Here is a 26,822-nt window from a genome sequence, read left to right as displayed (position 1 = left end):
ATTTCAAGCATTTCGCCTGTGTGCTGTATTTTTTTTGTACTTCTATTATTGTCATTGCTTATCTATTGATTTTATTATACTTTTACTCAACTTCTATTCCATTATAGGGATAGGTGCGTAATATTATTATCATTTTCGAGATTCCTTAGAAAAATATAATTTGTAGATTGTCCAATAAAAACAAGTTTTTCATTTGTTTTTATTGGACTATCCCCCACCACAAACTCAATATTATAAACAGGTTTACCATTAAAATCCTATCCGCAATTTTTACTTTCTTAAACATTAAAAGAAAAACCATCAGTAAAGTTATTACTACTACATTAATATAAAAATTAAAACCTGTTATAGAATATTTTAAAAATAAATTAAAAAATAGAATAACCATTAACATAACAGGCCAAACAAAAAGTTCATAAACAAAATATTTATCCCACCTTTCGTAAGTCAAAATAAAATAAGCCAACATAATCATTGGAACAAAAGACAAATACAACTTATTTAATTTAGAAAAAACAGTTTTGATTCCTTTTAAAAATTTAGTTATCTTATTATATCTAATTCTTTCATTAGAAATGACTTTTCCTTTATAATTAGCCTCACTATCATATACATTAAAAATTTCTTTAGAAATAAAAAGAATAGATGCAAAAAGTGCTATTATAATAAGTATTAGTCCTATTGGAATAAATGAAAACAAAACTTCTTGAATGGTTAAATAATCCATAATTTCAATTTCGAATTTTTTGTAAAATATATTATGGCTAAAAAATCCTAAACATAATAAAACCAAATAAAAAACTGGAAATAGGTCTTTTACCATATTTAAAAATTCTGACTTTTCTTTCATATCAATAGTATTAATAATTTATTTAAAAAAATATTTAGCATTTTGCTCCCCAGCTAGCGATCGTTTGCAACGAGTGTGCAAGATATAATCAGTTTCATTTTTCTAAACGATAAGCTTTATCTCCATCCAAAAAACCATTTAATAAAACAACTTCCTTAACTAAATTGTTTGAATCCCTTAAAAATCGCATAGAAGCATCCGTTTGTTCCATATAAAACTGGTTATCAGACTGCGGGATTAAATGGACTTTATTTGGTCCCAATATGACGAACAAGCTGTCATTTTCATTCAGTACATTAAAATTCATATTCTGATTTAATGCATAAGTGCCGGAATATTCTTTTAGTAACTTTTTATCATTATCAAAAGGTTTTCTCAACAAAGGAAGCTTGAATTCTTTGCCTTGAAGAATTTGGCTTATAGCAGTTGATATTTCCTTTGCAACCGGGTGTCTGCGGTTGCTTAAAATAATAATTGTTTCTTGAGTTTTGGGATCATTTACTAACGAATAACTAAACCCATCATTTTCTAAATAACCATAAATGTCTAATTCTTTATTTTGATTTATAATCTTTAGCAAATCTTTAGCATTGGATTTAATACCATTACTGCTAAATGTCATATCCAAATCAGCACTTGGTGATTTATATAATTCATCACCATTCCCGCGATAATTATTATAAAGATAACCCACAGCAAGAGATGTGTCTTGTTTTTGAAAATAAGTGTTTTCTAATCCCAAATTTGCAGCATAATTTTGAATGCTTTTTTGAAAACTTGTTCCACTTATTCTTTCAATAAGCAATCCCAAAATATTATAATCTAAATCACTGCTTTCTGATGTCTCTGAAGATTTTAAACCTAAATTAACATAGGCAATGGTTGCATATTTTAGTTCTGGGTTTTGCTGCTGAATTTGCTGAATACTTGGTAAATGGGTGTTATGACTTAGTAAATCATTTATTGTAAAATCAGTTTTAATTTCTGGAATATAATTGGAAATGCTATCTGATAATTGAAAATCACCTTTATTTGCCATTTCCTGCACCATATTTTCAGTAATCAGTTCAGAAATTCTACCGATTTTAAAAATGCTTTTGTCCGAAAAAGGTTTTTTGCTTTCATAATCAGCGAAACCAAAACTTTCATTGTAAATAATATTGTTATTTCTGCTCACTAAAATCACTCCGCTAAATCGATTTAATTCAAGATAGCGATTTGCAAGAATATGTACATTTTCAATACGCGATTCTTTTAGATGCTCACTTTTTGACTCCTTATCCTTTTTACAGGATATGAGGCTAAAGATTAAGATGCAAAAGTAAAATAGTTTGTTTTTCATTTAAATGTCTTTATTATTTTCATACAATTCAATAGCTTTTAAGTAATCTATAGCACCTTGCATACTCAAATCATGAATAAATCCATCCAGTTCAGGATGATTCAATTTCACCCACTTAACCAGGGAGTCCCTTTCTTTTTGCCATATTTCCCAATTTGTATCAATACAATCTAAAGTCTTGATTTTATTTATTTTTCCTGATTTAAAATAGAACGCATGTTTACAAGTCAAAGGATTGTTCTTTAAAAATTCATACCTTAAAGAATTCACAGAGACTGTAGCAACAACATACTCATTTTCATTTACTATACTAACCAATTTATAGACTGGTTTAAAAACAGAATCCCATTTAAATTGTTTATTAAAACTTTCAGGTGTGAAGCCCATTATATAATCACCCTCAACAATGGTGAGACTATCAGATAATGTCTTTTTTATTTGACTATAATCGGAATTTTTAAAGCCTTTGTAGTATGCCGCTATTTGCTCAGATTCAGTACTTTTTATTTCAGTACAACTGGCTGTTAATATTAAAATGAAAACGAATAAAATTTTCCTCATAAGTTTTTTATTTGAATTTATTACCCCAACCAACCTTCCCTATCCAAACTTCTATATTGAATGGCTTCACTTATATGAGAACCATTCACTTCTTCCACACCTTCTAAATCGGCAATAGTTCTAGAAACTTTTAAAATACGGTCGTAGGCTCTGGCGGACAAATTCAAGCGTTCCATGGCGGTTTTTAGGAGTTGCTTGGAAGCCTCATCTAAAATACAATATTTACGGATTTGTTTGGTATTCATCTGCGCGTTGTAATGCACGGCATCACTATCTTTAAAACGTGCCGTTTGTATTTCCCGAGCTTTGGTAACACGCTTTCTAATATCCACGGAAGTTTCTCCTTTTCGGTCTTCCGATAGTTTTTCAAAAGGCACGGGCGTCACTTCAATATGGATATCGATTCTATCCAATAAGGGCCCGGAAATCTTACTTAAATAGCGTTGCATTTCGGCAGGACTTGAGGTTACTGGCGCATTGGGGTCGTTAAAATACCCACCCGGACTGGGGTTCATGCTCGCCACCAACATAAAACTACTAGGATAAGTGACCGTAAATTTCGCTCTGGAAATGGTAACTTCCCTATCTTCCAAAGGTTGCCTTAAGACTTCCAACACGCCACGTTTAAACTCGGGAAGTTCATCTAAAAACAAGACACCATTGTGCGATAAGGAGATTTCACCCGGTTGTGGAAACGCGCCACCGCCGACTAAAGCTACATCTGATATGGTATGATGTGGGCTCCGAAACGGCCGTTGTGCCATGAGTCCCGTATGCGCTTGAACCCGACCAACAACAGAATGTATTTTTGTGGTTTCTAAAGCTTCATGCAAGGTCATCGGCGGTAAAATGGAAGGCAAACGTTTTGCCAACATGGTTTTACCTGCGCCGGGTGGCCCTATTAAAATAATGTTATGTCCGCCCGCCGCTGCAATTTCCATACACCGCTTGATGCCTTCTTGTCCCTTAACATCCGAGAAATCGTGTTCAGGAAAATCCAGATTTTTTTCAAACTCTTCACGGGTGTTGATGATGGTTTGTTCCAGTGGTTCGCCTTTATCAAAATAATGTATGACTTGCTTGATATTATCAACACCAAACACTTTTAAATCGTTTACTATTGCAGCTTCTTTGGCATTCTGACTTGGTAAAATAAAGCCTTCAAAGCCCTCTTCCCGAGCTTTAATAGCAATGGGCAACGAGCCTTTAATAGGTTGTAAACTTCCGTCAAGGGATAGTTCGCCCATTATTAAATATTTCTCTAAGTTTTCAGCTTGAATTTGATTGGATGCTGCCAGAATACCGATAGCTAAGGTTAAATCGTATGACGAGCCTTCCTTGCGTAAATCGGCCGGAGCCATATTAATCGTTATCTTTTTTCCGGGGATTTTATAGCCATTATTCTGAAGCGCGGCAGCAATTCGGTAATTGCTTTCTTTAATGGCATTATCGGGCAAACCTACCAAATGGTAACCAATACCAGCATCTACATTAACTTCCACAGTAATCGTAGTGGCTTCCACACCAAAAACGGCACTTCCAAAAACTTTTTTAAGCATACATGAATTTTATCGCTTAAAAGTAAGAAAAGTATTTTAAATTTTATTCATTACCGTGTTCGCAATGACAAATCTGTTACGCTAAATGTTAAGGTTTTTTATCTGAAATTAAAATAATGTATTTTTATTTTTCCAAATGCTGGACCAATTAAACTAAACACCATGAATAAATCTATTTTATTGCTATCTGCAATCCTGTTTTTAAATTACAGTTGTAAAAAAACAGAAACCAAAAGCGAGCAATCCGAAACCACCGCATTCATTAACGAAACCGTTAAAAAACGTATTGATTCTACCTTAAAAAGTTTTATAGATGAAGGTAAAGTCGCAGGTATATCCACCCTAATTTTTGAGAAAGATAAAGAAGTACATTATGCTCAATTTGGTTATGCAGATCGTGAAGACAGCATTCCCATGAGCAGAAATACCATTGTGCGTATTTATTCCATGACAAAACCGATTGTTGGCGTAGCACTTATGACTTTATATGAAAAAGGGGCGTTCAAATTAGATGACCCACTTACAAAATATGCCCCAGAATTCGAAAATATGCAAGTATATGCTGGCTATGATAGCATCAATAAAAAAGTCCTTCTAGAACCTTTGAAAAGACCTATCACGATTCGTGATATTACAAGATATACCGCAGGTTTTGAAGGACGCATGCCGGGTGTACCTCGCTTACAAGGAAAGGACGACCCAACTAATAAGGAAAACACGTTACAAGAAATGGCAGAAAAATTAGGAAAGCAACCATTGGCTTTTCAACCAGGAACGAGATGGGCTTATGGTGTATCGGTAGATGTTCAGGCTTTTTTAATAGAGCGAATTTCGGGAATCCCTTTTGAACAATACTTAAGAGAAAATGTATTAGATCCGTTAGGAATGAATGAAACCAGATATTTTATTCCTGAAAAAGATAGGTATAGGTTTGCCGCCACTTATAATTACAATCGTGAAACAAAAGAAATGACGAGGATGCCAGACACCATCACCCAAATTTTAAATTATTATAAATGGCCATTAAATCGAGGTGCCTTAGGACTGACTTCTACACTTGATGACTATCAGAAATTTGGACAAATGTTAATTAATGAAGGCTCTCTAAATGGTGTGACGATATTAAAACCCGAAACTGTAAAATTAATGCGAACGAATCAGTTGGATGAGAGCATCAAAGAACGTATGTGGCTTCCAGATAGAGGGCAAATGGGGTTTGGAGTTAATTTTGGTGTGAGAGTAGCACCTCCTGTTGATGCTGAAGAAAACAATGGTGTTGTGGGCGAGTTTTTCTGGGATGGCGCTTTTAGCACCTTATTCATTGGCGACCCCGTAAATGATATGACAGTGGTGATGTTTGTACAATTATCACCATACGATCAAATCCAATTACATAAAAAATTTAGGGATGCTATTTATGGCAATTTTGTCCCTGAAGCTAAAAACTAATCAGAATAAAATCGTCATTGCTAAGAAGGAACGACTGAAGCAATCTTTTTATTTTGAGTTTTAATTAGTGGGATTACTTCACTGCGTTCGTAATGACGTAATACCTGCGTTCGCAATGACGTAAAAAAGAATCCCGCTTTCGCGGGATCCTCAACATTTAAACACTTTTGACCAATAAAATTATTTAACTATGAACAGATTAAAGAATTTTAATTTAAAAACTTAGGCTTTACAACCAACATAGCCCATGCCCAGTTTTGAGTATCTGATGCATTCGCTTCGGTGACCCCTTTTAACTCATACATGCCATCGGCAGCAAACATGTGAGAGTAACCTAATACCAAACTATACCCTTTAAATTTCTTTGTATATACTAAATCTACTTCCGTGCCCAAGGATTTTTCGCCACTTGCTAGTTCTTGTTCACCACTAAAGTTAAGTGCTTTGATCATTAAACTAGACGTTTCGCTGAATGTAAAGTTGGCACTAACGTGAACATCAAATAACCCAACAGTATTGGCATGGTTACCTACATAGAAGTAATCCATAAAACCATTGAATTTGTGGTTGGTGCCATATAATGGGAAGAACGACTCATTTTTAGTGGATGTTGGATCGTTACCGCTGATGATTTCGATACCAGCACCCAAACCAACTTTAGGAGATGCTTTATAACTAAAATCCAAACCTAAAAGATAAGCTCCTTTTATTTGGTCTCCTGTTTGAATGAATGCATTAGCAGCGACACCAAAACTTCCTTTTTTATAATCTAAATGTGTCCCCAAAGTTTGTAAACTATTTACTCCATCTGGCGTAACCCCATCAACTTCAAATTTTTGAAAGCCATTATTCAATAATAATAAGCTACCAGAAAGGTTTTCCCAAGACTGTTTTAAATAAGCATATTGCATGGTTTTATAGGTGAAGAATCCAGTAGTGTTATAAACAGTGCTTGCGGAACGGAATCCTGTGGGATCTGAATAATCCTGGCTAAAAGCCAAGGCCACATCTAGCATAAATTTATCTTTTCTGTATTGAATTAATGCGGCATCATGGTTACGTGCTTGCTGTGCCCAATCTAACCCCCCAAAAATACGTTCATCATCATAAGAAATGATTTGTCGTCCTAATTTTGTAGAAAACCCAGACCCTAAAGCAAGTTCTCCCCAAGCTTCAAAAACCGCAAAGGAATTATTTTGGTCATAAGGTAAAATTTGTCTGTTTTCACCCCAAACCATCACATCTTGTAAGCTTAAGTAAAATTTATAGGATTCAGTTGCATAACCTGCGTTTAAACGTATTCTGGTTGAAATACCAAAACCCGCATCTGCTGCATCTGGAATCAATGTCCCAAAACCATGGCGGTACTCTGTTCGTGGTCTGAATTCACCATCAAGTGAAAATTGTGCATTTGCAAATTGAACTATCCCTGCCAACATGCATACTAAAAGATATTGTTTTTTCATTTGTTTGATTTTAAGTTAATTATTTGATTGTTTTTGAGTTAGTTTTTTAGCTAATGTATAGGTAGTTATTTTTTAGTTTTATGATAATTATCATGCTTTTTAATGTTCTAAAAAGTCTATAAGATGCTTTCTGTATTTATAATAGTCGTCGTGATCCAAAACCGATTTTCGAGTTCTAGGCCGTTCAAAATCGATGTTTAAAATGTCACCTATTTTGGCTTTTGGTCCACTAGTCATCATCACCACCCTATCCGCTAAAAAAATGGCTTCATCAACATCGTGGGTAATCATAACAGCAGTGATTTTTTCTTTGTTCCAGATTTCAATAAGAATATCCTGAAGTTCACCTCTGGTTAATGAATCCAACATGCCGAAGGGCTCATCCAACAATAATACTTTTGGTTTAATGGCGAAGGCTCTTGCGATGCCTACACGTTGCTGCATACCTTGTGAAAGTTCAGTTGCTTTTTTATTGAATGCATCCTCAAGCCCTACTTTTTGCAAATAATACTTAGCAATATCTCTACGCTGCGATTTGGGTACATGCGGAAATACTTGATTTACTCCAAGCAACACATTTTCAAGTGCTGTCATCCACGGCATTAAACTAGGTGACTGAAAAATAACACCTCTATCAGGACCTGGCCCTTTGATGTGTTTTCCCAAAACTGAAATAGCACCTCCTGAGATATTGTTAAGTCCGGCAATCATAGACAACATGGTTGTTTTACCACACCCAGAATGCCCAATGATGGTCACAAACTCTTCCTTCATAATTTGAAGGTTCAAATCTTCCAAAACAATGTAATCGCCTTTTGGCGTTGGATATACTTTTTTGAGATGTACCAAATCCAACATCACGCCACTGGAAGGGTATACTATGCCATTTTCTGAATACGCATGCGTTTGATTATTTTCTAGTATGGTTGTGTTCATAATTTTCTTTTTTTAGTTACCAAACAAAACTCTTAGGCGCTACATCTGGCAAAGCATATTCCTTCTGTATTTGGGATTTACGTTCGTTTCCTATATCCATTAAATATTCGATGATGGCGTTACGTGTCTTTTTAAAATTAGGGTTATCGTTTAAAGCGGTTTTATCCCTTGGGCGTTCAATATCTATTTTAAATTCTGGTCCTAAAGTTGCTCTTGGTCCTGGACGTAAGGGAATAATCCGATCTGCCATATAAATACCCTCATCTACATCATTGGTAATCAATAAAGCCGTGCGTTTATCTTTACCCCAAATTCTCAAGATTTCATCCTGTAAATTGCCACGGGTTAATGCATCTAATGCCCCTAAAGGCTCGTCCATAATAATCATCTCCGGTTTCATGGCCAATGCCCTAGCAACCGAAACCCTTTGGCGCATCCCCCCAGATAATTCCTTCGGGCGTTTGTTTATTGCTGGTGTTAAGTTTACCATGTCTACGTATTCGGCAACAATAGCTTGTAAGTCTGATTTGCTTTTCTTAGGAAATGCTTCTTTTACCGCCATATATACATTTTGACCAACCGTTAACCAAGGCAGCAATGAATAGTTTTGAAAAATAACACCGCGCTCATGACTGGTTCCAATAACAGGCTCGCCTTTAAACAATACCTCGCCTTTTGTTGGTTCTAACAAGCCGTTTATAAGATTGACCAATGTGGTCTTGCCGCTTCCTGTAAACCCTACAATCGCCACAAACTCGCCTTCCTCAATCGTTAGGTTGATATTGGAAAGCACCTCGGTTATGTTGTCTCCTTGTCCGTAGGTTTTGTAAATATTATTTAATTCTAAGTATGCCATTTCCTTTTCTGTTTATTCGTTGATTCGTGTATTTGTTGATTTGTTAATGACGCATAAACGATTAAACAATTCCACAATTAAACACATTTCTAAAATCAATCATTTTTATTGAACGATACCATCTTTTGAATGGTTAACATAATTCTATCCAGCATAAAACCGATCAGACCAATAACAAACATAGCTGCTATTATTTTTGAGTTGGAATCATTTGCGCCATTTTGAAATTCCTCCCAAACAAACAAGCCTAATCCCGGACTTTGAGCCAAGAGTTCGATAGCAATAAGCACCATCCACGCCACCGACAACGTAATACGAAGTCCTGTAAAAATTAATGGTAATGACGATGGCAATATCACTTTGAATACTTTTTGCATGGGTCCTAACTTCAACACTTTAGCCACATTGATGTAATCTTTATCTACCGAAGAAACACCCATAGCCGTGTTTACTAATGTTGCCCACATAGAACATAGGCCAACACTTATAAAACAAATGATGAAAGCACTATCTGAACTGGAGTTTTTAGTGAATGTTTTTACAATCATAAAAACCAATAAGAACCAAACTACGGGCGATACAGGTTTAAAAATTTGTATCAACCAATTAACGGAGCTTCTTAATGTCGGACTTAAGCCTATCACTATTCCAATAGGAACAGCAATGAAAAGTGCCAATAAAAATCCTGCAAATACCGTAATGATACTGGTGAAGATTTGGTCGACAAATGATGGTCTTCCCGTATAAGTGATAGGTTTTTCACCATTAGCAATACGTTTTTCATTAATTGCGGCCGTTTTTTCTATAAATGCTTTCTTATCGGCACTAATCAAATAATGATCTGCCAATAATGTTTGATAAGCACCCCACACTTGTACTGGTGATGGCAATGCGTTTGGCTGACATGATTTATCACCAGAAGCAATACATGCTCTTAGTTTTTCGGCTTCCGCTGGACCTTGCTCTACCAAGGCTTTATTTATTAAATGATCTGCCTCTATCTCATGAAGCTTATTAGCACCCAAATACCACACTGCAAAGAATAATAAAACCGAAGCAAGGGGCATTATTACTTTGCGAAATATGTTTTTTAAGTCTTCTTTATCAAGCTTCCCTGTAAACACATTTTTTATTGTTTCTAAAAATCCTGCCAAACCTATAAACTTGGTCACGCTTCCTAATGTTATGCTCTGCTTCATTTTTTTTAAGTTTGAATTATTTATTAGAATTATATATCCTTGTTTCCGATTTTAAAGCTATTGATGTAACCAATAGGGTCTTTAGCATCATACTTGGTACCATCAATAAAGTCTGTTGTTGCTGGTTTATACCCGTCTGTATTAGGCACATCGGCAGCAGGCATGTGTCCTTCTTTCACCAACATATCAGCGGCCTTTTTCCAGATATCTGGGCGGTAAATATTTTTAATGGTTTCTTCGTACCATGCAGCTGGTTTCGCTTCAGGAATTTGTCCCCAACGACGCATTTGGGTCAAAAACCAAATACCATCAGAATAGAAAGGATACGTTGCATTGTATTTATAGAATACGTTGAAATCTGGTAAGTCACGTTTATCACCTTTTTCAAATTCAAAAGTTCCTGTCATGGAGTTTGCCAAAACCGCTTCATCCGCACCTACGTATTGTGACATCGATAATATTTTTACTGCTTCAGCCCTATTGCTTGGCTCATCCAACCATTTTCCAGCTCTAATCAATGCTTTTGTAATGGCGATAGCGGTATTCGGATTTTCCTCAACAAACTTTTTAGTCATTACAAAAACCTTTTCTGGGTTATTTTTCCATATATCATAATTGGTAACTACAGGCACACCAATACCTTTAAAAACAGCTTGTTGGTTCCAAGGCTCACCTACGCAATACCCATAAATAGTTCCTGCTTCTAAAGTTGCTGGCATTTGTGGTGGTGGTGTAACAGACAATAAAACTTCGGCATCAATTTGACCTTGTACATTATCTGCTGTATACATACCTGGATTAATTCCGGCTGCTGCTAACCAATATCTTATTTCATAATTGTGTGTAGACACAGGAAATACCATTCCCATTTTAAATGGTTTCCCAGCATTTTTATATTGTGTAATTACAGGTTTTAAAGCATCTGCTTTGATGGGGTGAATGGGTTTACCATCAGAATCAACTGGTACATATGGTTTCATTTTAGACCAAACATCGTTTGAAACGGTAATGGCATTCCCATTTAAATCCATTGAAAAAGGCGTTACCAATTCAGCTTGTCTACCAAAACCAGCACCAGCTGCAATAGGCTGTCCAGCCAACATGTGGGAACCATCTAATTGTCCGTCAATCACACGATCCAATACGTTTTTCCAGTTAGATTGCGCTTCTACCGAAACGAACAACCCTTCATCTTCAAAAAAACCTTTTTCTTTAGCTATGGCCAAAGGCGCCATATCTGTTAATTTAATAAACCCAAAGGTTAATTGTGGTTTTTCGATTGTTAATTTGCTTTCTACAGCAGTTTCTGTTACCGCTTCTTTCTTATCAGCTTTGCCACCGCAAGAAAATAACACTACAGAAAGAGAAAAAAGTAATGATGCTTTTGTAATTAGTGTTTTCATTTTTTGAATATTTTAAGTTAACTAAGTATTTATACTTATTTTTTACAAATATATAAGTAGTTTAAAATAATTTATATGATTATAACCATTAAAAAATAACTTTTTAAACCACTAAAATACCTGCAAAAAAATAGGTTTATTACATAATAATCTAATAAACAAATAATTAAATCGAATTTAGTTCTGAATTTAAATACTGATTTTTCTAAGTATATTTTGTTTGATTACTTAGTTTTACTAAAATAAATAAGGGATAATTATTTTTCTAGGGACTTCAACCATTCATCTTGGGACAAACCAATATATTTTTTATTGGTTCCATAAGGATCTTCGCTTCCTTTGAAATAATCCTGAATCGTTTTCATTGGAATCGTGTCCTTTAGTTTGGTTGGCACTTTATAGGTGTGGTTACCATGGAAATCATGGCATTGGATACATGTAAACCATTCTTCGTTGGCAATGAGTGTTTTATGATCTATATCCAGTGGATCATTCTCTACTTCTAATTTTTGATGGCAATTCATACAGTAATCTATGGAAGCTACCGTAACACGTTCTGAATGATGTTCAGAATGGCAAGTAATACATGTTCTGGCATCTATTTTCTTTACAGCTTCCTTAAAACGAGGTTCTGAAAAGCGGTAATTTGGATGACGGTCATTGGGCCTGTCATGGCATCCCAAACAATTGTTTAGAGTAACATCTTGTGTCCCGAAGTCAACGCCATCTTTTCTGGCACCAACAGCATGGGAGATATTTGACTGTAATTGCTGCCAAAGATTCCCTTTAGCATCTGCGTGGCATGTGAAACAAGACAAATCCTCATGACCTGCATTCATAGGACCAAGAGAGATATAGGTTTCTGAGGATTTCCTGGTAAAAAAATAGAAAATTGAAATCCCCAAAACCAATCCAATGATGCCTCCTAAAAACTGTCTTTTTCTTAACGGACTTACTTTAAACATAAAAAAAATAAATTTATACCAATTAAAACTCCAGAACGACCGCTTCGCTTTCCGGATAACTGATACAGGTTAAAATATGGCCTTTAGCGACGTCTTCTTCACTTAAAAAGTGCCCGTCAATCATTTTAATGTCCCCAGAAACACAGGTAGCTTTACATGTAGAACACATACCCGCCCTGCACGAATAAGGCAAAACAATGTTGTCTGACATGGCTTGTTGCAATATCGATTTATCGCCCCTTACTTTAATTTGATGTATTTTGCCTCCTAATTTTATGGTAACATCACTAATTAAGTCTTTACCAAACATTTTGACATGTGGACTTTTAAATACTTCAATCTTTATTTTTTCCCTAGAAATGCCATTATCATTTAAAATTTCCTTCACCTTTTCCATATAGCCAAACGGTCCGCATATCATATAAACATAATCACCATAAAAAAGACCATGTTTTAAGAAAATTTCATCAATGAGTTCTTTTGTTGCCAATCCAGAATAATAATTATCAATATTCTTATTAAGTGATGACACAATATGTGCAACATGAAAATTATCAGGATATTTGTTTTCAAGAGCCATTATTTCATTTTTAAAAATAATAGACCCGATATCCCTATTTGCATAAACCAATAAAACCTTTGAATTGGGTTCGTTTGCCAAAACCGATTCAGCAATGGAGTAGATTGGAGTAATGCCACTACCCCCTGCAAACAGCACATATTGCTTTTGTGAGTTTTTATTGGGCTCAATATAAAAGGAACCAGCAGGCTTATCTATTTCCAGTGTATCGCCCACTTTAATATGGTCGTGTATATAATTGGAAACCAATCCTTTTTCTACACGTTTGACCGTGATTTTCAAATCCTTATCCGTATAGGGATTACTGCTGAACGAATATGCTCTTTTATGCACAACGCTATCGATAGGTACATGAATGGTTAAAAATTGCCCCGGCTTATAAGATAACTTACTAAAGATATTGCCGTTTTTGAAACTCAAGCTTAATGCATCATCTGTTTCCTTTATAATATTTTTTATCTGAAGTTTCATAGGTTAGATTTTGTAAAAATTATTTATAATAAAACACCACACCTATGTGGAAGAACATGACTATGGTGACCATGATAGACAATGCCACATGCGCAATCATCCAACCTTTAAACAACCAATCGCTATTGTTTTTAATGACATCTAAATTGAGATAACCCAACAATGTATTTGAAAAAAATACATATGATAAAAACAACAAATAGCCATAACCTAAGCCCATACTGTGGATGTAAAATAACAACGGACTCAATGCACCAGCCCATTTGTGTATGAGCAACATGGTTTGAGCTTTAGTTCTGAATTTTTTAATGATTCTACTTAAGGATAAAAACCATTGCAATGTTATAAATAATGCTAATCCCAGACCAGACCAACGTTTATACATTTCGTCTTGCTGCAACGTTTTAAGCCATGTCCATTCCAATTTTAAAAAAAACTGTAAAATAAATAGAGATAACAGTATGAAGCCCAGTAGTGTAGATTTGTTATTTTTTAACATATTAATGTCAATGCTTTAGTTTTGATTCAAGGATTTACAGGTTTAAAATGACCTCTGTTTACTATTTTACCACGACTAATTTTTTCATTGTTTCGTAAGCTGTTAATTTCCTAACGCTATCCAAAAACACTTCTGCTGTTGGCAAATATTTACCATCCTTAGGCCATTTATTGCCAATTTCTGGTTTTTCACTATTTACAAATGCTTCTATCTCACTTAAATATTCCTTATAGGTATCTAAAGTGCCTTTAGCATAAGAATCTAATATCGCAACGGTTTCCTTATAGCTCAACGAGTCTTTAGGATATTGCCATGTGGTTGCCCCCATGACATCACCAAGTTTCCAATCCTTTTTAGGTGATTGCTTATGATCGTTATGGCAAGTAACACATGCTGCAGCACTAGCTAAATCCACAAACATGGCGGTGTGTAACTTGGTGTCCTCCTCATAGAAAAATTGGGGTTTTTGGTCGGCTTTTATTTTTTCAAATAATTCAGCCTGTTTACCAACAAATTTATTGGCGGCATTTACTGGAAAATCTGAACCTAAATACAAACCCAGTGGCACAGGGCTTTTTTGAATACTTGTCGCAATACCTCTTAAAAACAAGGCTGGTAACGGCCCCGCTTCCACATCATCCTTTCTCCAATCCTCATCAAACTTCATTCCTTGTAGTTTACCTTGACCCACAATCGCGGATGTATATAAAGTCCTGGTAATATCATTTTCTTTGGCAACCATTTCCAATACTTCGTCTACCGAAAATACAGGCTCATCAACTAAAGCACTTGATTTCTCCTCTGGAACACCTCCACAAGAGGTTAAAAAAACATTAATAGCAAATGCAAAAACGCTTATAAACGAAAACTGTTTTATATTTTTCATAGATGTAAAATTTATTTGTTTGTTAAAGGTCATGTGGTTGATTTTTAAGTTTATTAATTAATTTTTGTATGAAGCGTCTATCATAACTGTTGTCATGGTTCCATACACCGTAGCCCAAGCTTCTTTAACCTCAGGAGTGAAATCCTCACCCAAGCCTACTTTCAACGTATCTAATAATGCAGCGCCAACGGTATTGTAATGAGCTGGTTCTACTTTATAATCTACATGCCTTTTTCCTAAATTTTGGAGCACAGGAACTAATGCTTCCAGATTGCTTAATCCTGCTACTGCAGCAGCTAGCATGGTCATCAACTTATTACCTTGAACTTTCATCGCCTCTTCGCTATTAGGAAACAATGCTTTTAATGTGGGGTCTAATTCAAATAATTTTGAGTAAAATATGTCAGCTGCTGTTGCCGCAATTGGTTTTACTTTTTCAAATGAATCTTGTACGAGCGTGATTGTTTTTTGTTCCATTTTTAATATTATTAGTGGTTGTTAAGTTTACTTACAAATACGTATTAATACTTATTTTGAACAAAAATAAAAGGAGTTTATTAGAATAATAATGAAATAAGGCAGTGTAAAAAAAGTTTTTTTACATGCAAAAAACTACAAAAACGCAGTTTCCATATAAGCAGAAAGTCGTTTTTAAGTATTGTCCTGAAAAAATAAAATGAATACGTAGTGTAGAACGATTAGCTATCTAAAAAGTAGTTATGCTCGCTAATCTCTTTTTTAAGAAGTTCGATGTTATTAATACCTATTCGTTTGCCTTTTGCAATAATGAGATGTTCCTTTTTTAAGATTGAAAATATACGAATAACCTGTTCTTCGGTAGTTCCCGCATAATCCGCATATTCCTTCCTGCTTAAAACAACGTTTAAAAAGCCTTTGTTTTCTCCAAACTTTCTATTAATATATAATAAGGTATCAATAACGCGTTCCCTAACGGTCATTTGGGAAAGTGATTTTACTTTTGATTCGCTCCTATTGAGTTCATTAGCATAAAAAAGCATCATATCATAGGTAAACTCAGGAGTTTTATACAGTGCTTTCTGCAAACTGCTTTTGGAAAAATAGCAGAGTAAGGTGTCTTCAAGCGCAATAGCCCCAATAGAATAATACTCTTCTGTTCCAAAACCTCTGTGTCCAATGATTTCCCCTTCCTTAGCAAATCTTACTATTTGCTCTCTCCCATTGATGCCTGTTCTAAAAACTTTCACCTTACCCTTTAAGACAAAGAAAAGTCCGTTTACCGGTGCACCTTCCATAATAAATTGATGACCCTTTTTACAACGTATGTTATTTTTTTCATAAGGTAAATCAGATTCGGAAAGCGCCGTATAATTGCGTTTTATCAAGCAAGATCCATTTTCACAAATACTACAACTCAACCCTGAGAAAGGTCGTCTTATTGAATTTGACGGATGTGATTTTGCTACTTCAGAATCCATAAAAACTTAAAACAAAGTTATTTTGACAAAACAAATATACGTATTAATACTTATATTTTTATAAAAATACTTATTTTTTTGTAAAAAATATTAAATTTTCGTTATGTTTGTATATATATAACGAATTGTATGATTTCCATAGATGAGGCCATAAACCTAGTTAAAAGCAAAAGCAAACCATTATTTAAAGAAACGGTATTGCCCATTGAAAAATCGGGAGGCTACTTGCTGTCTAAAAATGTTTCATCTCCAATAGACATGCCTCCGTTTAGGCAATCGGCCATGGATGGTTATGCGTTGCATTTACATGAGGATTTAACATATACTTTAATAGGTGAAGTAAAAGCGGGTGATGGCCATCAACCTATAATAAATAAAGGTGAAGCGGTTAGAATTTTTACTGGGGCAGCGGTTCCAGATACTGCCAATGCGGTTATTATGCAAGAAAAAGTCATAATAAATGGCGCTGAATTGGTTATAGAAAATCCATTATCCGAACATCATAATATCCGTGCCATTGGTGAACAAGTTAAAAAAGGCGATTTGGCACTTTCAAAAGACACCAAATTAACGCCAGCAGCTATTGGTTATTTAGCTTCCCTGGGCATCTCGAAGGTGACTGTCTATAAAAAACCATCCATTGCATTAATTACCACGGGTAACGAACTTATAGAAGCTGGACAAGCATTAAGTCACGGGAAAATATATGAAAGCAATTCAAAAATGCTTCAAAATGCCCTTTACAATTTAAAATTTTATGATATTCATTTTTATAAAGTTGAAGATGATTATGTAAAAACTCTATCGGCTTTAAACGAAGTTATTTTAGAAAATGATTTAGTCATTATTTCTGGCGGAATTTCGGTTGGGGATTATGATTTTGTTGGGAAAGCACTCCAAGAATTACAAGTTGAGGAACATTTTTACACCGTAAAACAAAAACCTGGAAAGCCATTGTTTTTCGGAACAAAAAACGACACGCTTATTTTTGCGCTTCCTGGAAATCCAGCTGCTTCGCTGACTTGCTTCTACATATATGTTTACATCGCTTTACAAAAAATGATGAATAAAACAGACGTTGAATTACCAAAAGTCAAAGCAAAATCAACTAACGCATTTACAAGATTTGGAGATAGGCCACAATTCTTAAAAGCGATCTATAATCATGGTGAAGTAACGATTTTAGAAGGTCAGAGTTCCGCCATGTTACAAACATTTGCACTTTCAAATGCCCTCGTGTTTGTCCCTGAGAATGTTTCAAAGATAGAGATAAATGATACTGTTGATGTTATTCAACTACCAAATTAACTGATTATGGATTATAAAATCAAGAGCAGAATATGGATTGAATCTGAAAACAATGTGCTTTTGGGTGAAGGACGTGTGCAATTATTGAAAGCTATTAATGAAACTGGTTCGCTTTCAAAAGCAGCAAAATCCATTCATATATCTTATAAAAAGGCTTGGGGATTATTAGATTCCATCAATAAATCTGCTAAAAAACCAGTGACCATAAACAGTATTGGTGGAAAAGGTGGCGGTGGCGCCGAATTAACCGATTATGGAAAGGCATTAATTCTGGCATTCGATGATATTAATAAAAATTGCTGGAAATTTTTGGATAAGCAGTTGGAGAAAATCGAAAATCTATAAAATGCTAGAGATAGAAAACATATATTTATTTTTGTTACTACTGCCCATAGTGTCATTTTTATATGCAAGTGTGGGACATGGTGGTGCGAGTGGCTATTTGGCATTGATGGCACTATTTTCGTTTGCGCCAGAAGTAATGAAACCAACGGCACTCATACTCAATTTGTTTGTCGCAGGCATTTCGTTTTTCTATTATTATAAAGGTGGACATTTTAAAAAAAACCTCTTTATTCCGTTTGCTATAGCTTCCATTCCCTTGGCTTTTTTAGGTGGAACGATTGAAATTGATGCTTCCATTTACAAAAAAATCCTAGCAATTTTATTGGTGTTTGCCATTTTAAAGATGCTGAATGTTTTTGGAAAAGAGAAAGAAGACATAAAAAAAGTGAAACTCTGGCAAGGCTTGGTTGTTGGTGGTATTATTGGTTTCTTTTCAGGACTCATTGGAATTGGAGGCGGCATTATTTTAACGCCTATTATTTTATTGCTTCATTGGGGAAACATGAAAGAAGCTGCCGCGGTTTCGGCTTTATTTATTTGGGTAAACTCGGCTTCTGGACTTGTCGGACAACTAAGTAGCGGTGTCCATTTCGAAATTGAAACATTCGTATTGGTAGCTGTCGCTTTAATAGGCGGCATACTTGGCGGCTATTATGGCAGTAAAAAAATAAATAATCAAAAATTAAGATACATATTGGCTTTTGTTTTAGCCATTGCCTGTTTTAAATTATTTTTTACTTAGTATGATGGACAAAAAAAACATAACAGGTATCATTCTTTCCGGCGGAAAAAGCAGCCGTATGGGAACTGATAAAGGCTTTTTATTGTTTAATGAAAAATCTTTTATACAGCACAGCATTGATGCCTTAAAACCTTTTGTTGAAAATATTATGATTGTTTCAAACAATACAGATTATGATGTTTTTGGTTTGAAACGTTTAGAAGATACCATTGAAAATGCAGGACCTTTAGCTGGTGTTTATTCTGGATTAAAACAGTCTAAAACCGACTATAATTTAGTCTTGAGTTGTGATATTCCATTAATTAATTCAAATATCTTAGAAAAACTGATTGATGCTATTGATTATGATTCTGAAATCATTCAAATTGAAAGCCATGGAAAAACCATGCCATTAATCGCCCTATATAAAAAACAATGTGAATATATATTTTCAAAGTTTTTAAATGACGGAGAACGCCGATTGCAATATACAGTAAATCAATGTAAAACGAAAAATGTGGTATTAAATGATGAAGAAACTTTTTTTACGCAAAACATCAACACACCAGAACAATTAAATGCCATTTTAAAATGATAATTACCATAAAATATTTCGGACTTATTGCTGAAGTTACAAGTCAAGAAGAAGAAACTATTGATTTTTCTGGAAATACAATTGCCGACATTATAAACTTTTTGAATTCAAAATATCCTGATTTAAAAAACAAGGATTTTCAAGTGGCGCAAAATCAGGAATTGATTTCGGAAAAAACCAAAATAACTGGACAAGAAATTGCCTTATTACCACCGTTTTCAGGTGGATAAATAAAAATAAGAAGGAATGACGAATAGATACAGCAGACATATTATTTTATCGGAAATCGGACAAGCAGGTCAAGATAAACTATCTCGTGCTAAAGTGTTAGTGGTTGGTGCTGGTGGCTTGGGCTGCCCTGTTTTGCAATATGTAGCAGCTGCTGGAATTGGTACGCTAGGAATTATTGATTTTGATGTGGTTGACATATCCAACTTGCAACGTCAAGTGTTATTCGGAACCTCATCATTAGGAAAAAATAAAGCCTTAGCGGCTAAAATACGGTTGGAAGATTTAAATCCAGAAATTTCCATAATCGCTTACGCGGAAAAACTCACTTACCAAAATGCTTTAGAATTATTCAATAACTATGACATTATAGTAGATGGGTCCGATAATTTTGAAACCCGTTATTTGGTAAATGATGCCTGTATCATCACCAACAAACCTTTGGTTTTTGGTGCGATTTATAAGTTTGAAGGTCAGGTTTCTGTATTCAATTATCAAAACGGACCGAGTTACAGATGTTTGTTTCCAAATCCGCCACAAAAAGATACTGTACCAAACTGTTCTGAAATTGGGGTTTTGGGTGTTTTGCCGGGCATTATTGGCAGTATGCAAGCTAACGAGGTTTTAAAAATCATATTAGGCATTGGAAATGTATTATCAGGTAAATTGTTTTGCTACAATGCATTAACCTCGCAAACATCAAATTTAAAAATTAGCAAGTCAGAAGAACAATTTGAAAACGTTCTAAAAGAAAAACATCATTTCAACGAGAGACAATTAGAGATTGATTGCGAATTTCAATCTGATGACATCTCTATTGAAGATGTATTGGACTTTAAAAATATTCAATTCATTGATGTTAGAGAAGCTCATGAACAACCAAAAGTTAAAGGTTTAGAAATCATTAATATTCCTTTAAATCAATTGGGAAATAATCTCGAAAAGATTGATTTATCAAAAGAAAAAATGATTTTTTGTCAATCAGGAATAAGAAGTAAACACGCTGTTTCTTTATTAAGAAACTCAGGAATATCAAAATGTTACAGCATTAAAGAAGGTGCTTCAAACATCATTGAATTTTTAAAAGAAAAACAAGTACCCAATGACAGATAAAAAACCAAAAAACGTCTTTAAGCAAGGCCCTATTCCTTCGGAATTTATTGGAGAATCGATTGCCAAACACCAAACCAAAACGAGCATAGGCGCCCATAATATTTTTTTGGGACAAGTAAGAGCGGATGTTATAGATGGAAAAACAGTCTCCGCAATTGAATACACCGCCTATGAAGACATGGCAAACGTTAAATTTGATGCCATTCGCGAAAGCGCTTTTGAAAAATTCGAACTCACTTGCATGCATATTTACCATAGCTTAGGTATTGTAAATGCTGGAGAAATATGTCTGTTCGTTTTTGTATCATCGCCCAGAAGAAAAGTCGTTTTTAAAGCTTTGGAATACATCGTTGAAGAAATAAAAGCGCAAGTACCCGTGTTTGGAAAAGAGATTTTTGAGGATGATACGCATCAATGGAAAATAAACAATTGATTATTGTTTATTGACTATTTATTATTCAAGTACTATGAAAGAACAATTGAAAATAAGAACCAAAATATTTGCGCACAATTGCGTAAAACTAACACAGTCATTCCCTAATACCTATCTTTCAAACCATATTAAAGGACAATTAATTCGCAGCTCAACTTCTGTTGCGGCAAATTATAGAGCCACTTGTATTGCACAATCAAAGCCTAGTTTTATCGCGAAAATCAGTATTGTGATTGAAGAAGTTGATGAATCTCATTTTTGGCTGGAATTTGCTATAGATGAAAACTTAATTTCCAAAGAAAATGTGACGCTGTTGTTAAAAGAAGCTAGTGAATTAACATCCATTTTCATGGCATCCAGGAAAACCGCTAGCTCTAATAATCAATAAAAAATAATCAATATTCAATATAAATGGTCGATATTACAAACAAAAACACAACCCTAAGAACAGCAACGGCTCAAGCCATCGTCAAGGTGAGCAAACCCGAGACAATTGCTGCGATACAAAACGACACCGTTCCCAAAGGGAATGTGTTTGCTATGAGCAAAGCTGCTGGTCTATTAGGCGTAAAACGAACGCCAGATATTTTGCCTGATTGTCATCCCCTGCCTATTGAATTTACGGGAGTTGACTATGAAATAAACGGATTGGAAATTACCGTTTTGTTTACCGTAAAAACCATTTACAAAACGGGTGTTGAAGTCGAAGCCATGCATGGTGCGAGTGTGGTAGCTTTAAACATGTATGATATGCTGAAGCCTATTGACAAAGGCATCGAAATTCATCACATCAAATTATTGAATAAAAAAGGTGGTAAATCTGATTTTAAAGATCGTTTTAGAAAAGATTTAACCGCTGCGGTTATTGTGTGCTCTGATACCATTTCGGCTGGACATAAAGAAGACAAAGCAGGGAAAGCTATTATAAATATATTAGAGGCATGCGACGTTAAAATTTCGGATTATATTATTATTCCAGATGAAAAGGAGACTATTCAAGAAAAAGCAAAAAGCTATCAAAGTCAAGGCATCGATTTAATTATTTATACAGGTGGCACGGGACTTTCAGTAAGGGATGTGACCCCAGAAGCACTAATTCCGTTGCTAGACAGACGCATTCCCGGTATTGAAGAAGCCATTCGCAATTACGGACAAGATAGAACGCCTTACGCGATGCTATCAAGAAGTGTGGCTGGTACTATAAAAAATACTTTGGTGCTGGCATTACCGGGTTCAACCAATGGTGCCAAAGAATCTATGGAGGCTATTTTTCCATCGGTGCTGCATGTATTTGGGATATTGAGAGGGGCGAGACATGACTGATTGTTAGTTGTTAGTTGTTAGTTGTTAGTTGTTAGTTGTTAGTTGTTAGTTGAAAAATAAGTAATGGAAAATAATTCAAACATATTACAAGATTCATATGGCAGAGACCATGCGTATTTGCGTATTTCGTTGATTGAGCGTTGTAATTTGCGTTGCACGTATTGCATGCCCGAAGAAGGCGTACAACTATCGCCTAAAAGTCATTTAATGACTTATGAAGAAATATACGAGATTGCCAAAACCTTTGTTAAACATGGTGTTACCAAAATAAGATTGACTGGGGGCGAACCATTAATAAGAAAGGATATTCCAGTCATTTTAGAAAAATTGGCAACGCTTCCAGTAGAACTTTCTATTACTTCAAACGCTATAATCATTGATAAATTTATTGATGTCTTAAAAGTCAATAACGTCAATAAAATTAATGTCAGTTTAGATTCTTTAGATCGCGAAAAGTTTAAACACATCACACGTCGTGATCAATTTGAAAAAGTTTACAATAATATATTGCTTTTGGTAAATGAAGGCTTTAAAGTAAAAGTTAACGCTGTTTTAATGAAGGATTTTAATGATAATGAGATCATTGATTTTATAAATTTCACTAAAGACTTACCAATCTCAGTGCGCTTTATTGAGTTCATGCCTTTTGACGGTAACAAATGGGACATGAGCAAAATGGTGTCTTATAAAGAAGTAATGACTTATGTAAACGCGTCTTTTTCTGAAGACCAAATTGAACGCTTACAAGATGCGCCAAACGACACGTCTAAAAACTATAAAATAAAAGGGTATAAGGGGAGTTTTGCCATTATCAGTTCTGTTACCAATCCGTTTTGCGATTCCTGTAACAGATTACGCTTAACGGCAAACGGACAATTAAAAAACTGCTTGTTTTCTGCAACAGAATCCGATTTATTGACTACACTTCGACAAGGAAATCCCATTGAACCCATCATTCAAAAAGCAGTTCAAGCTAAGTTTAAAATCCGTGGTGGCATGGATACCTTAGAAAAACTTCAAGAGCCAAAATTGCACAACAATAATAGGAGTATGATTACGATTGGGGGTTGATTCGTTTGCTGCTGAGTTGTTTGTTGGTTAGATGATACTATTTCATCATTTTTAAAAATAAATGCAACTTTAATTAGGATAAATTTGTCCGTTATTATTTTGTGCCTTACTTTTGCAACGTTAATGATTAAATAAATTTAAACAGTCACGAATTAAAATAGGACATTTTTATCCTATTTTAAAGAAAGCATCACCAATGGTATACCACGTAAACATTATAAGCACCAACAACAAACGGATTGAAATTCCATTTAAGCGATTTCAATATCCAAATTTGATGGAATTGATTGTTGACACGTTTTACGAAGATATTGGTGAATGCTTGGGAAGAGGTTTATGTGGTACCTGCCATGTAAAACTCGAATCGGGTTCCATAAATGACAACATAGAACCAGTTGAAAAAGAAACGCTATTAAAACTTTACAATTCTGATATAAAGAGTCTGTTGGCATGCCAAATCATGCTGGATGAAAAAATAAATAATATGACTTTTAAAATAATAACTGATAATAAAACAAATCCTAACCCATGAACATAGCATCATTAGTAGAACAGCTTGTCTACCAAGAAGACAAACCAGCAGTGACCCCATTACTTACAACAAAAACAACCAAAGAAATAAGAATTGTCATGAAAAAAGGACAAACCATGAAAGAGCATAAAGCCCCCTACCCCATAGTTATTGAACTATTTGAAGGCAGCATCGATTTTGGTGTCAATGGTATAAAACAACTGCTCAAAAAAGGCGATTTAATTGCTTTGGATGAAAACGTACCACATGATTTAACCTGCGTTTCAGACAGCATCATTCGTTTATCACTTTCAATTTATGATGATGTTGAACGCGTCAATAATGTAAATAATTAATATAAACCAACTAATCAACATTCCAATGAAAAAAATATGGATTACATTTATTAGTGTTGTGTCAATATCCTTCATAATACTAATTTGGATAGGAACAGAAGTATACCAAACACAACCTCCCATTCCAGAAAGCGTTATTGTAAAAGAAACACAAGACATACTTTATACCAAAGAAGACATTCAAATCGGACAAAACGTTTGGGAATCTATTGGAGGTATGGAAGTCGGTTCCATTTGGGGACATGGTAGTTATGTGGCTCTGGATTGGACAGCCGATTGGATTCATAAAGAAGCCACATTTATGCTGGAAGCATGGGCTCAAAATGATTACAGCACCAATTACGAGGCATTAGATGTAGAAAAAAAGGCATCATTAAAAGCACGTTTAATCAAAGACATTAAAACCAATACGTTTAATAATGCTGACAAGTCAATCACCATATCAGAAAGTAGATCAGCTGCTATTAAAGAAAATATTAAGCATTACACTAATATTTTTTCTGAAGGCAAGGAAGAATATGCCATTCCCAAAGGCGCTCTTGTAGATCCCGAAAAATTAGAACAACTAAATGCCTTTTTGTTCTGGACGTCTTGGGCTGCAAGTACCAACAGGCCACATAAAGATTATACCTATACGTCCAATTGGCCTCACGAACCTTTAATCGATAATAACATAACAAGCGATTCATTAATCTGGTCGGGTTTATCTATTGTATTGCTATTATTATTCATTGGTATTTTAACATATTACTATTTATTAAATCACGAAAAAGGTGAATTACTTACCAAACCAGAAAGTGATCCGTTAACAAATTTAAAATTGTTTAAATCCCAAAAAGCGATATTAAAATATTTTATAGTCATCTCATTGCTCATTGGCTTACAAGTTATATTAGGCATAATTACCGTACATTACACCGTTGAAGGACAGGCCTTTTTCGGATTCGATTTATCTAGTTTTCTACCTTATTCGGTTACAAGAACTTGGCACACCCAATTGGCCGTCTTCTGGATTGCCGCTACATGGTTGGCTACAGGGTTATTTTTAGCGCCTATGATTTCTGGAAAAGAAATGAAATACCAACGCTTCGGCATTAACTTCTTATTTATCGCTTTACTTCTTATTGTATTAGGCTCCATGCTAGGCGAATGGTTGGGTGTGCACCAATTTTTGGATTTAACAACCAATTTTTTCTTCGGACATCAAGGTTATGAATACATGGATTTAGGTCGGTTCTGGCAAATATTCTTAGGTATTGGTTTAGTGCTTTGGGTAATCATGGTAAGCAGGCATATTTTTTACGCCATTAGTAAAAAAGATGAATCTAAACACCTTCTAATTATCTTGTTAATTTCCGTCATGGCCATTGGTATGTTCTTTTTCTCTGGCTTAATGTATGGGGAAAATAGCACCTTACCAGTCATAAATTACTGGAGATGGTGGTTGGTGCATTTATGGGTAGAAGGCTTCTTTGAAGTATTCGCAACCGTAGTTATTGCCTACATCTTCTCAAGACTAAAAATTATATCTGTAAAAACCGCAGGTCGTGTATCCATCGCTTCAGCATCTATATTTTTAGCTGGTGGCATCATAGGCACATTACATCATTTATACTATTCAGGAACTCCTGTTCAAGCGATTGCTTTAGGCGCTACGTTTAGTGCTTTGGAAGTAGTTCCATTAACACTTATGGGTTTTGAAATCAGGGAAAATTGGAATCTTTTAAAAAGTAAAGAATGGATGCAAAAATATAAATGGCCCATCTTTTTCTTCATTGCCGTTGCTTTTTGGAATTTTGTAGGCGCAGGTGTTTTCGGTTTCTTAATCAATCCTCCAATTGCACTATACTACATTCAAGGTTTAAATACCACCGCAGTACATGCACACACCGCTTTATTTGGGGTATATGGGATGCTGGGTATGGGCTTTATTCTAATATGCTTACGCTTTTATTCTGACAGAGTTTGGCAGAATAAAAAATTAACCCGTGCCTTTTGGTTATTAAATATAGGTTTGGTTGCCATGGTAGTTTTAAGCTTATTACCCATAGGTATTATTCAGGCTTACACATCTATTACAAAAGGTTATTCGTTTGCTAGGGATGCCGATTTATTATACTCACCAACGGTGCAAACATTAAAATGGATGCGTATGATTGGTGATATTATATTTTCTGTGGGTATCTTTTACTTTTGTTGGTTTACTATTGATGAAACCATTTATAATTTTAAAAGGAAGAATATCAAGTAATTTGATAATTGAAAAAAAACCTTATAAATGAACTATTTATAAGGTTTTTTTTATTGGATTTGTTTGGTTCTTTATTGAATTGTTTAGT

At 34.8% G+C, this 26,822-nt stretch carries 29 protein-coding genes; 14 read left to right on the top strand and 15 right to left on the bottom strand.

The features are described 5' to 3' along the window. Positions 1–199: 199 nt before the first annotated feature. The 4 genes from CDH50_RS13130 to CDH50_RS13115 form a co-directional block, all read right to left on the bottom strand. The gene (locus CDH50_RS13130) at positions 200–850 is read right to left on the bottom strand and encodes a hypothetical protein (RefSeq protein WP_100612740.1); all 651 of its coding nucleotides are present in this window, start codon (positions 848–850) and stop codon (positions 200–202) included. Positions 851–944: 94 nt separating this feature from the next. Further along, a complete protein-coding gene (locus CDH50_RS13125) occupies positions 945–2,192 on the bottom strand; it encodes a serine hydrolase domain-containing protein (RefSeq protein WP_100612739.1) in 1,248 nt (415 codons plus the stop codon). Then, positions 2,193–2,753: a hypothetical protein gene (locus tag CDH50_RS13120; protein WP_100612751.1), complete on the bottom strand. Its 561-nt coding sequence runs from the start codon at positions 2,751–2,753 to the stop codon at positions 2,193–2,195. A 20-nt stretch (positions 2,754–2,773) separates the two neighbouring features. Then, positions 2,774–4,312, bottom strand: a complete 1,539-nt coding sequence (locus tag CDH50_RS13115; RefSeq protein ID WP_100612738.1) for a YifB family Mg chelatase-like AAA ATPase — start codon at positions 4,310–4,312, stop codon at positions 2,774–2,776. Positions 4,313–4,474: 162 nt separating this feature from the next. Between CDH50_RS13115 and CDH50_RS13110 the strand changes: the two genes are divergently transcribed. Beyond that, the gene (locus tag CDH50_RS13110) at positions 4,475–5,761 is read left to right on the top strand and encodes a serine hydrolase domain-containing protein (RefSeq protein WP_100612737.1); all 1,287 of its coding nucleotides are present in this window, start codon (positions 4,475–4,477) and stop codon (positions 5,759–5,761) included. 209 nt (positions 5,762–5,970) lie between these two features. Here CDH50_RS13110 and CDH50_RS13105 read toward each other — a convergent pair whose 3' ends face one another. The 11 genes from CDH50_RS13105 to CDH50_RS13055 form a co-directional block, all read right to left on the bottom strand. Beyond that, positions 5,971–7,227 carry an alginate export family protein gene (locus CDH50_RS13105; protein ID WP_100612736.1) on the bottom strand — a complete coding sequence of 419 codons (1,257 nt, stop codon included), beginning with the start codon at positions 7,225–7,227 and terminating at the stop codon, positions 5,971–5,973. Between the two features lie 99 nt (positions 7,228–7,326). Further along, positions 7,327–8,163, bottom strand: a complete 837-nt coding sequence (locus CDH50_RS13100; protein WP_100612735.1) for an ABC transporter ATP-binding protein — start codon at positions 8,161–8,163, stop codon at positions 7,327–7,329. Positions 8,164–8,179: 16 nt separating this feature from the next. Further along, complete coding sequence (locus CDH50_RS13095; RefSeq protein WP_100612734.1) at positions 8,180–9,019, bottom strand: ABC transporter ATP-binding protein; 840 nt, start codon at positions 9,017–9,019, stop codon at positions 8,180–8,182. A gap of 95 nt (positions 9,020–9,114) precedes the next feature. Continuing rightward, entirely contained in the window at positions 9,115–10,218 is a 1,104-nt protein-coding gene (locus tag CDH50_RS13090; protein ID WP_100612733.1) for an ABC transporter permease, read from the bottom strand. Between the two features lie 29 nt (positions 10,219–10,247). Then, positions 10,248–11,621 (bottom strand): CmpA/NrtA family ABC transporter substrate-binding protein, encoded by a 1,374-nt coding sequence (locus CDH50_RS13085; protein WP_100612732.1) that lies wholly within the window; start codon positions 11,619–11,621, stop codon positions 10,248–10,250. 257 nt (positions 11,622–11,878) lie between these two features. Next, positions 11,879–12,586: a cytochrome c3 family protein gene (locus CDH50_RS13080; RefSeq protein ID WP_100612731.1), complete on the bottom strand. Its 708-nt coding sequence runs from the start codon at positions 12,584–12,586 to the stop codon at positions 11,879–11,881. Between the two features lie 22 nt (positions 12,587–12,608). Further along, positions 12,609–13,637, bottom strand: a complete 1,029-nt coding sequence (locus CDH50_RS13075; RefSeq protein ID WP_100612730.1) for a ferredoxin--NADP reductase — start codon at positions 13,635–13,637, stop codon at positions 12,609–12,611. A gap of 19 nt (positions 13,638–13,656) precedes the next feature. Then, a complete protein-coding gene (locus CDH50_RS13070) occupies positions 13,657–14,061 on the bottom strand; it encodes a hypothetical protein (protein WP_232732013.1) in 405 nt (134 codons plus the stop codon). Between the two features lie 136 nt (positions 14,062–14,197). Next, entirely contained in the window at positions 14,198–15,022 is an 825-nt protein-coding gene (locus CDH50_RS13065) for a c-type heme family protein (RefSeq protein ID WP_100612728.1), read from the bottom strand. A gap of 57 nt (positions 15,023–15,079) precedes the next feature. Continuing rightward, positions 15,080–15,499, bottom strand: coding sequence for a globin family protein (locus tag CDH50_RS13060; RefSeq protein WP_100612727.1), 420 nt, complete (start codon positions 15,497–15,499; stop codon positions 15,080–15,082). Between the two features lie 221 nt (positions 15,500–15,720). Then, entirely contained in the window at positions 15,721–16,479 is a 759-nt protein-coding gene (locus CDH50_RS13055; RefSeq protein WP_100612726.1) for a Crp/Fnr family transcriptional regulator, read from the bottom strand. Positions 16,480–16,608: 129 nt separating this feature from the next. On the opposite strand from CDH50_RS13055, the gene CDH50_RS13050 reads away from it, so the two are divergent. The 13 genes from CDH50_RS13050 to CDH50_RS12990 all read left to right on the top strand — a co-directional run bounded on the left by CDH50_RS13050 (position 16,609) and on the right by CDH50_RS12990 (position 26,734). Beyond that, a complete protein-coding gene (locus CDH50_RS13050) occupies positions 16,609–17,787 on the top strand; it encodes a molybdopterin molybdotransferase MoeA (protein WP_100612725.1) in 1,179 nt (392 codons plus the stop codon). A 6-nt stretch (positions 17,788–17,793) separates the two neighbouring features. Then, positions 17,794–18,132, top strand: coding sequence for a winged helix-turn-helix domain-containing protein (locus CDH50_RS13045; RefSeq protein WP_100612724.1), 339 nt, complete (start codon positions 17,794–17,796; stop codon positions 18,130–18,132). A gap of 1 nt (position 18,133) precedes the next feature. After that, positions 18,134–18,874 carry a sulfite exporter TauE/SafE family protein gene (locus CDH50_RS13040; protein ID WP_100612723.1) on the top strand — a complete coding sequence of 247 codons (741 nt, stop codon included), beginning with the start codon at positions 18,134–18,136 and terminating at the stop codon, positions 18,872–18,874. Position 18,875: 1 nt separating this feature from the next. Next, positions 18,876–19,448 carry a molybdenum cofactor guanylyltransferase gene (gene mobA / locus CDH50_RS13035; protein WP_157804989.1) on the top strand — a complete coding sequence of 191 codons (573 nt, stop codon included), beginning with the start codon at positions 18,876–18,878 and terminating at the stop codon, positions 19,446–19,448. Next, positions 19,445–19,678, top strand: coding sequence for a MoaD/ThiS family protein (locus CDH50_RS13030; RefSeq protein WP_100612721.1), 234 nt, complete (start codon positions 19,445–19,447; stop codon positions 19,676–19,678). Before mobA ends, CDH50_RS13030 begins: the two co-directional genes overlap by 4 nt. Positions 19,679–19,694: 16 nt before the next feature. Then, positions 19,695–20,789, top strand: coding sequence for a HesA/MoeB/ThiF family protein (gene moeB, locus CDH50_RS13025; protein ID WP_100612720.1), 1,095 nt, complete (start codon positions 19,695–19,697; stop codon positions 20,787–20,789). Beyond that, the gene (locus CDH50_RS13020; protein WP_100612719.1) at positions 20,779–21,222 is read left to right on the top strand and encodes a molybdenum cofactor biosynthesis protein MoaE; all 444 of its coding nucleotides are present in this window, start codon (positions 20,779–20,781) and stop codon (positions 21,220–21,222) included. Before moeB ends, CDH50_RS13020 begins: the two co-directional genes overlap by 11 nt. Before the next feature lie 34 nt (positions 21,223–21,256). After that, positions 21,257–21,610 carry a four helix bundle protein gene (locus CDH50_RS13015; RefSeq protein ID WP_100612718.1) on the top strand — a complete coding sequence of 118 codons (354 nt, stop codon included), beginning with the start codon at positions 21,257–21,259 and terminating at the stop codon, positions 21,608–21,610. A gap of 23 nt (positions 21,611–21,633) precedes the next feature. Continuing rightward, positions 21,634–22,545: a bifunctional molybdenum cofactor biosynthesis protein MoaC/MoaB gene (gene moaCB, locus CDH50_RS13010; RefSeq protein WP_100612717.1), complete on the top strand. Its 912-nt coding sequence runs from the start codon at positions 21,634–21,636 to the stop codon at positions 22,543–22,545. Between the two features lie 63 nt (positions 22,546–22,608). Beyond that, positions 22,609–23,616, top strand: a complete 1,008-nt coding sequence (gene moaA, locus CDH50_RS13005; protein ID WP_100612716.1) for a GTP 3',8-cyclase MoaA — start codon at positions 22,609–22,611, stop codon at positions 23,614–23,616. Between the two features lie 196 nt (positions 23,617–23,812). Further along, positions 23,813–24,148, top strand: coding sequence for a 2Fe-2S iron-sulfur cluster-binding protein (locus CDH50_RS13000; protein WP_100612715.1), 336 nt, complete (start codon positions 23,813–23,815; stop codon positions 24,146–24,148). Continuing rightward, positions 24,145–24,483, top strand: a complete 339-nt coding sequence (locus tag CDH50_RS12995) for a cupin domain-containing protein (protein ID WP_100612714.1) — start codon at positions 24,145–24,147, stop codon at positions 24,481–24,483. Before CDH50_RS13000 ends, CDH50_RS12995 begins: the two co-directional genes overlap by 4 nt. Positions 24,484–24,508: 25 nt before the next feature. After that, positions 24,509–26,734 (top strand): nitric-oxide reductase large subunit, encoded by a 2,226-nt coding sequence (locus CDH50_RS12990; RefSeq protein WP_100612713.1) that lies wholly within the window; start codon positions 24,509–24,511, stop codon positions 26,732–26,734. Positions 26,735–26,822: the final 88 nt, after the last annotated feature.

This window comes from Confluentibacter lentus, from assembly GCF_002806995.1.
In the GTDB taxonomy this organism is placed as follows: domain Bacteria; phylum Bacteroidota; class Bacteroidia; order Flavobacteriales; family Flavobacteriaceae; genus Confluentibacter; species Confluentibacter lentus.
The sequence above is the reverse complement of the archived record's forward strand: the minus strand, read 5'-3'. Positions and strand labels throughout refer to the sequence as shown.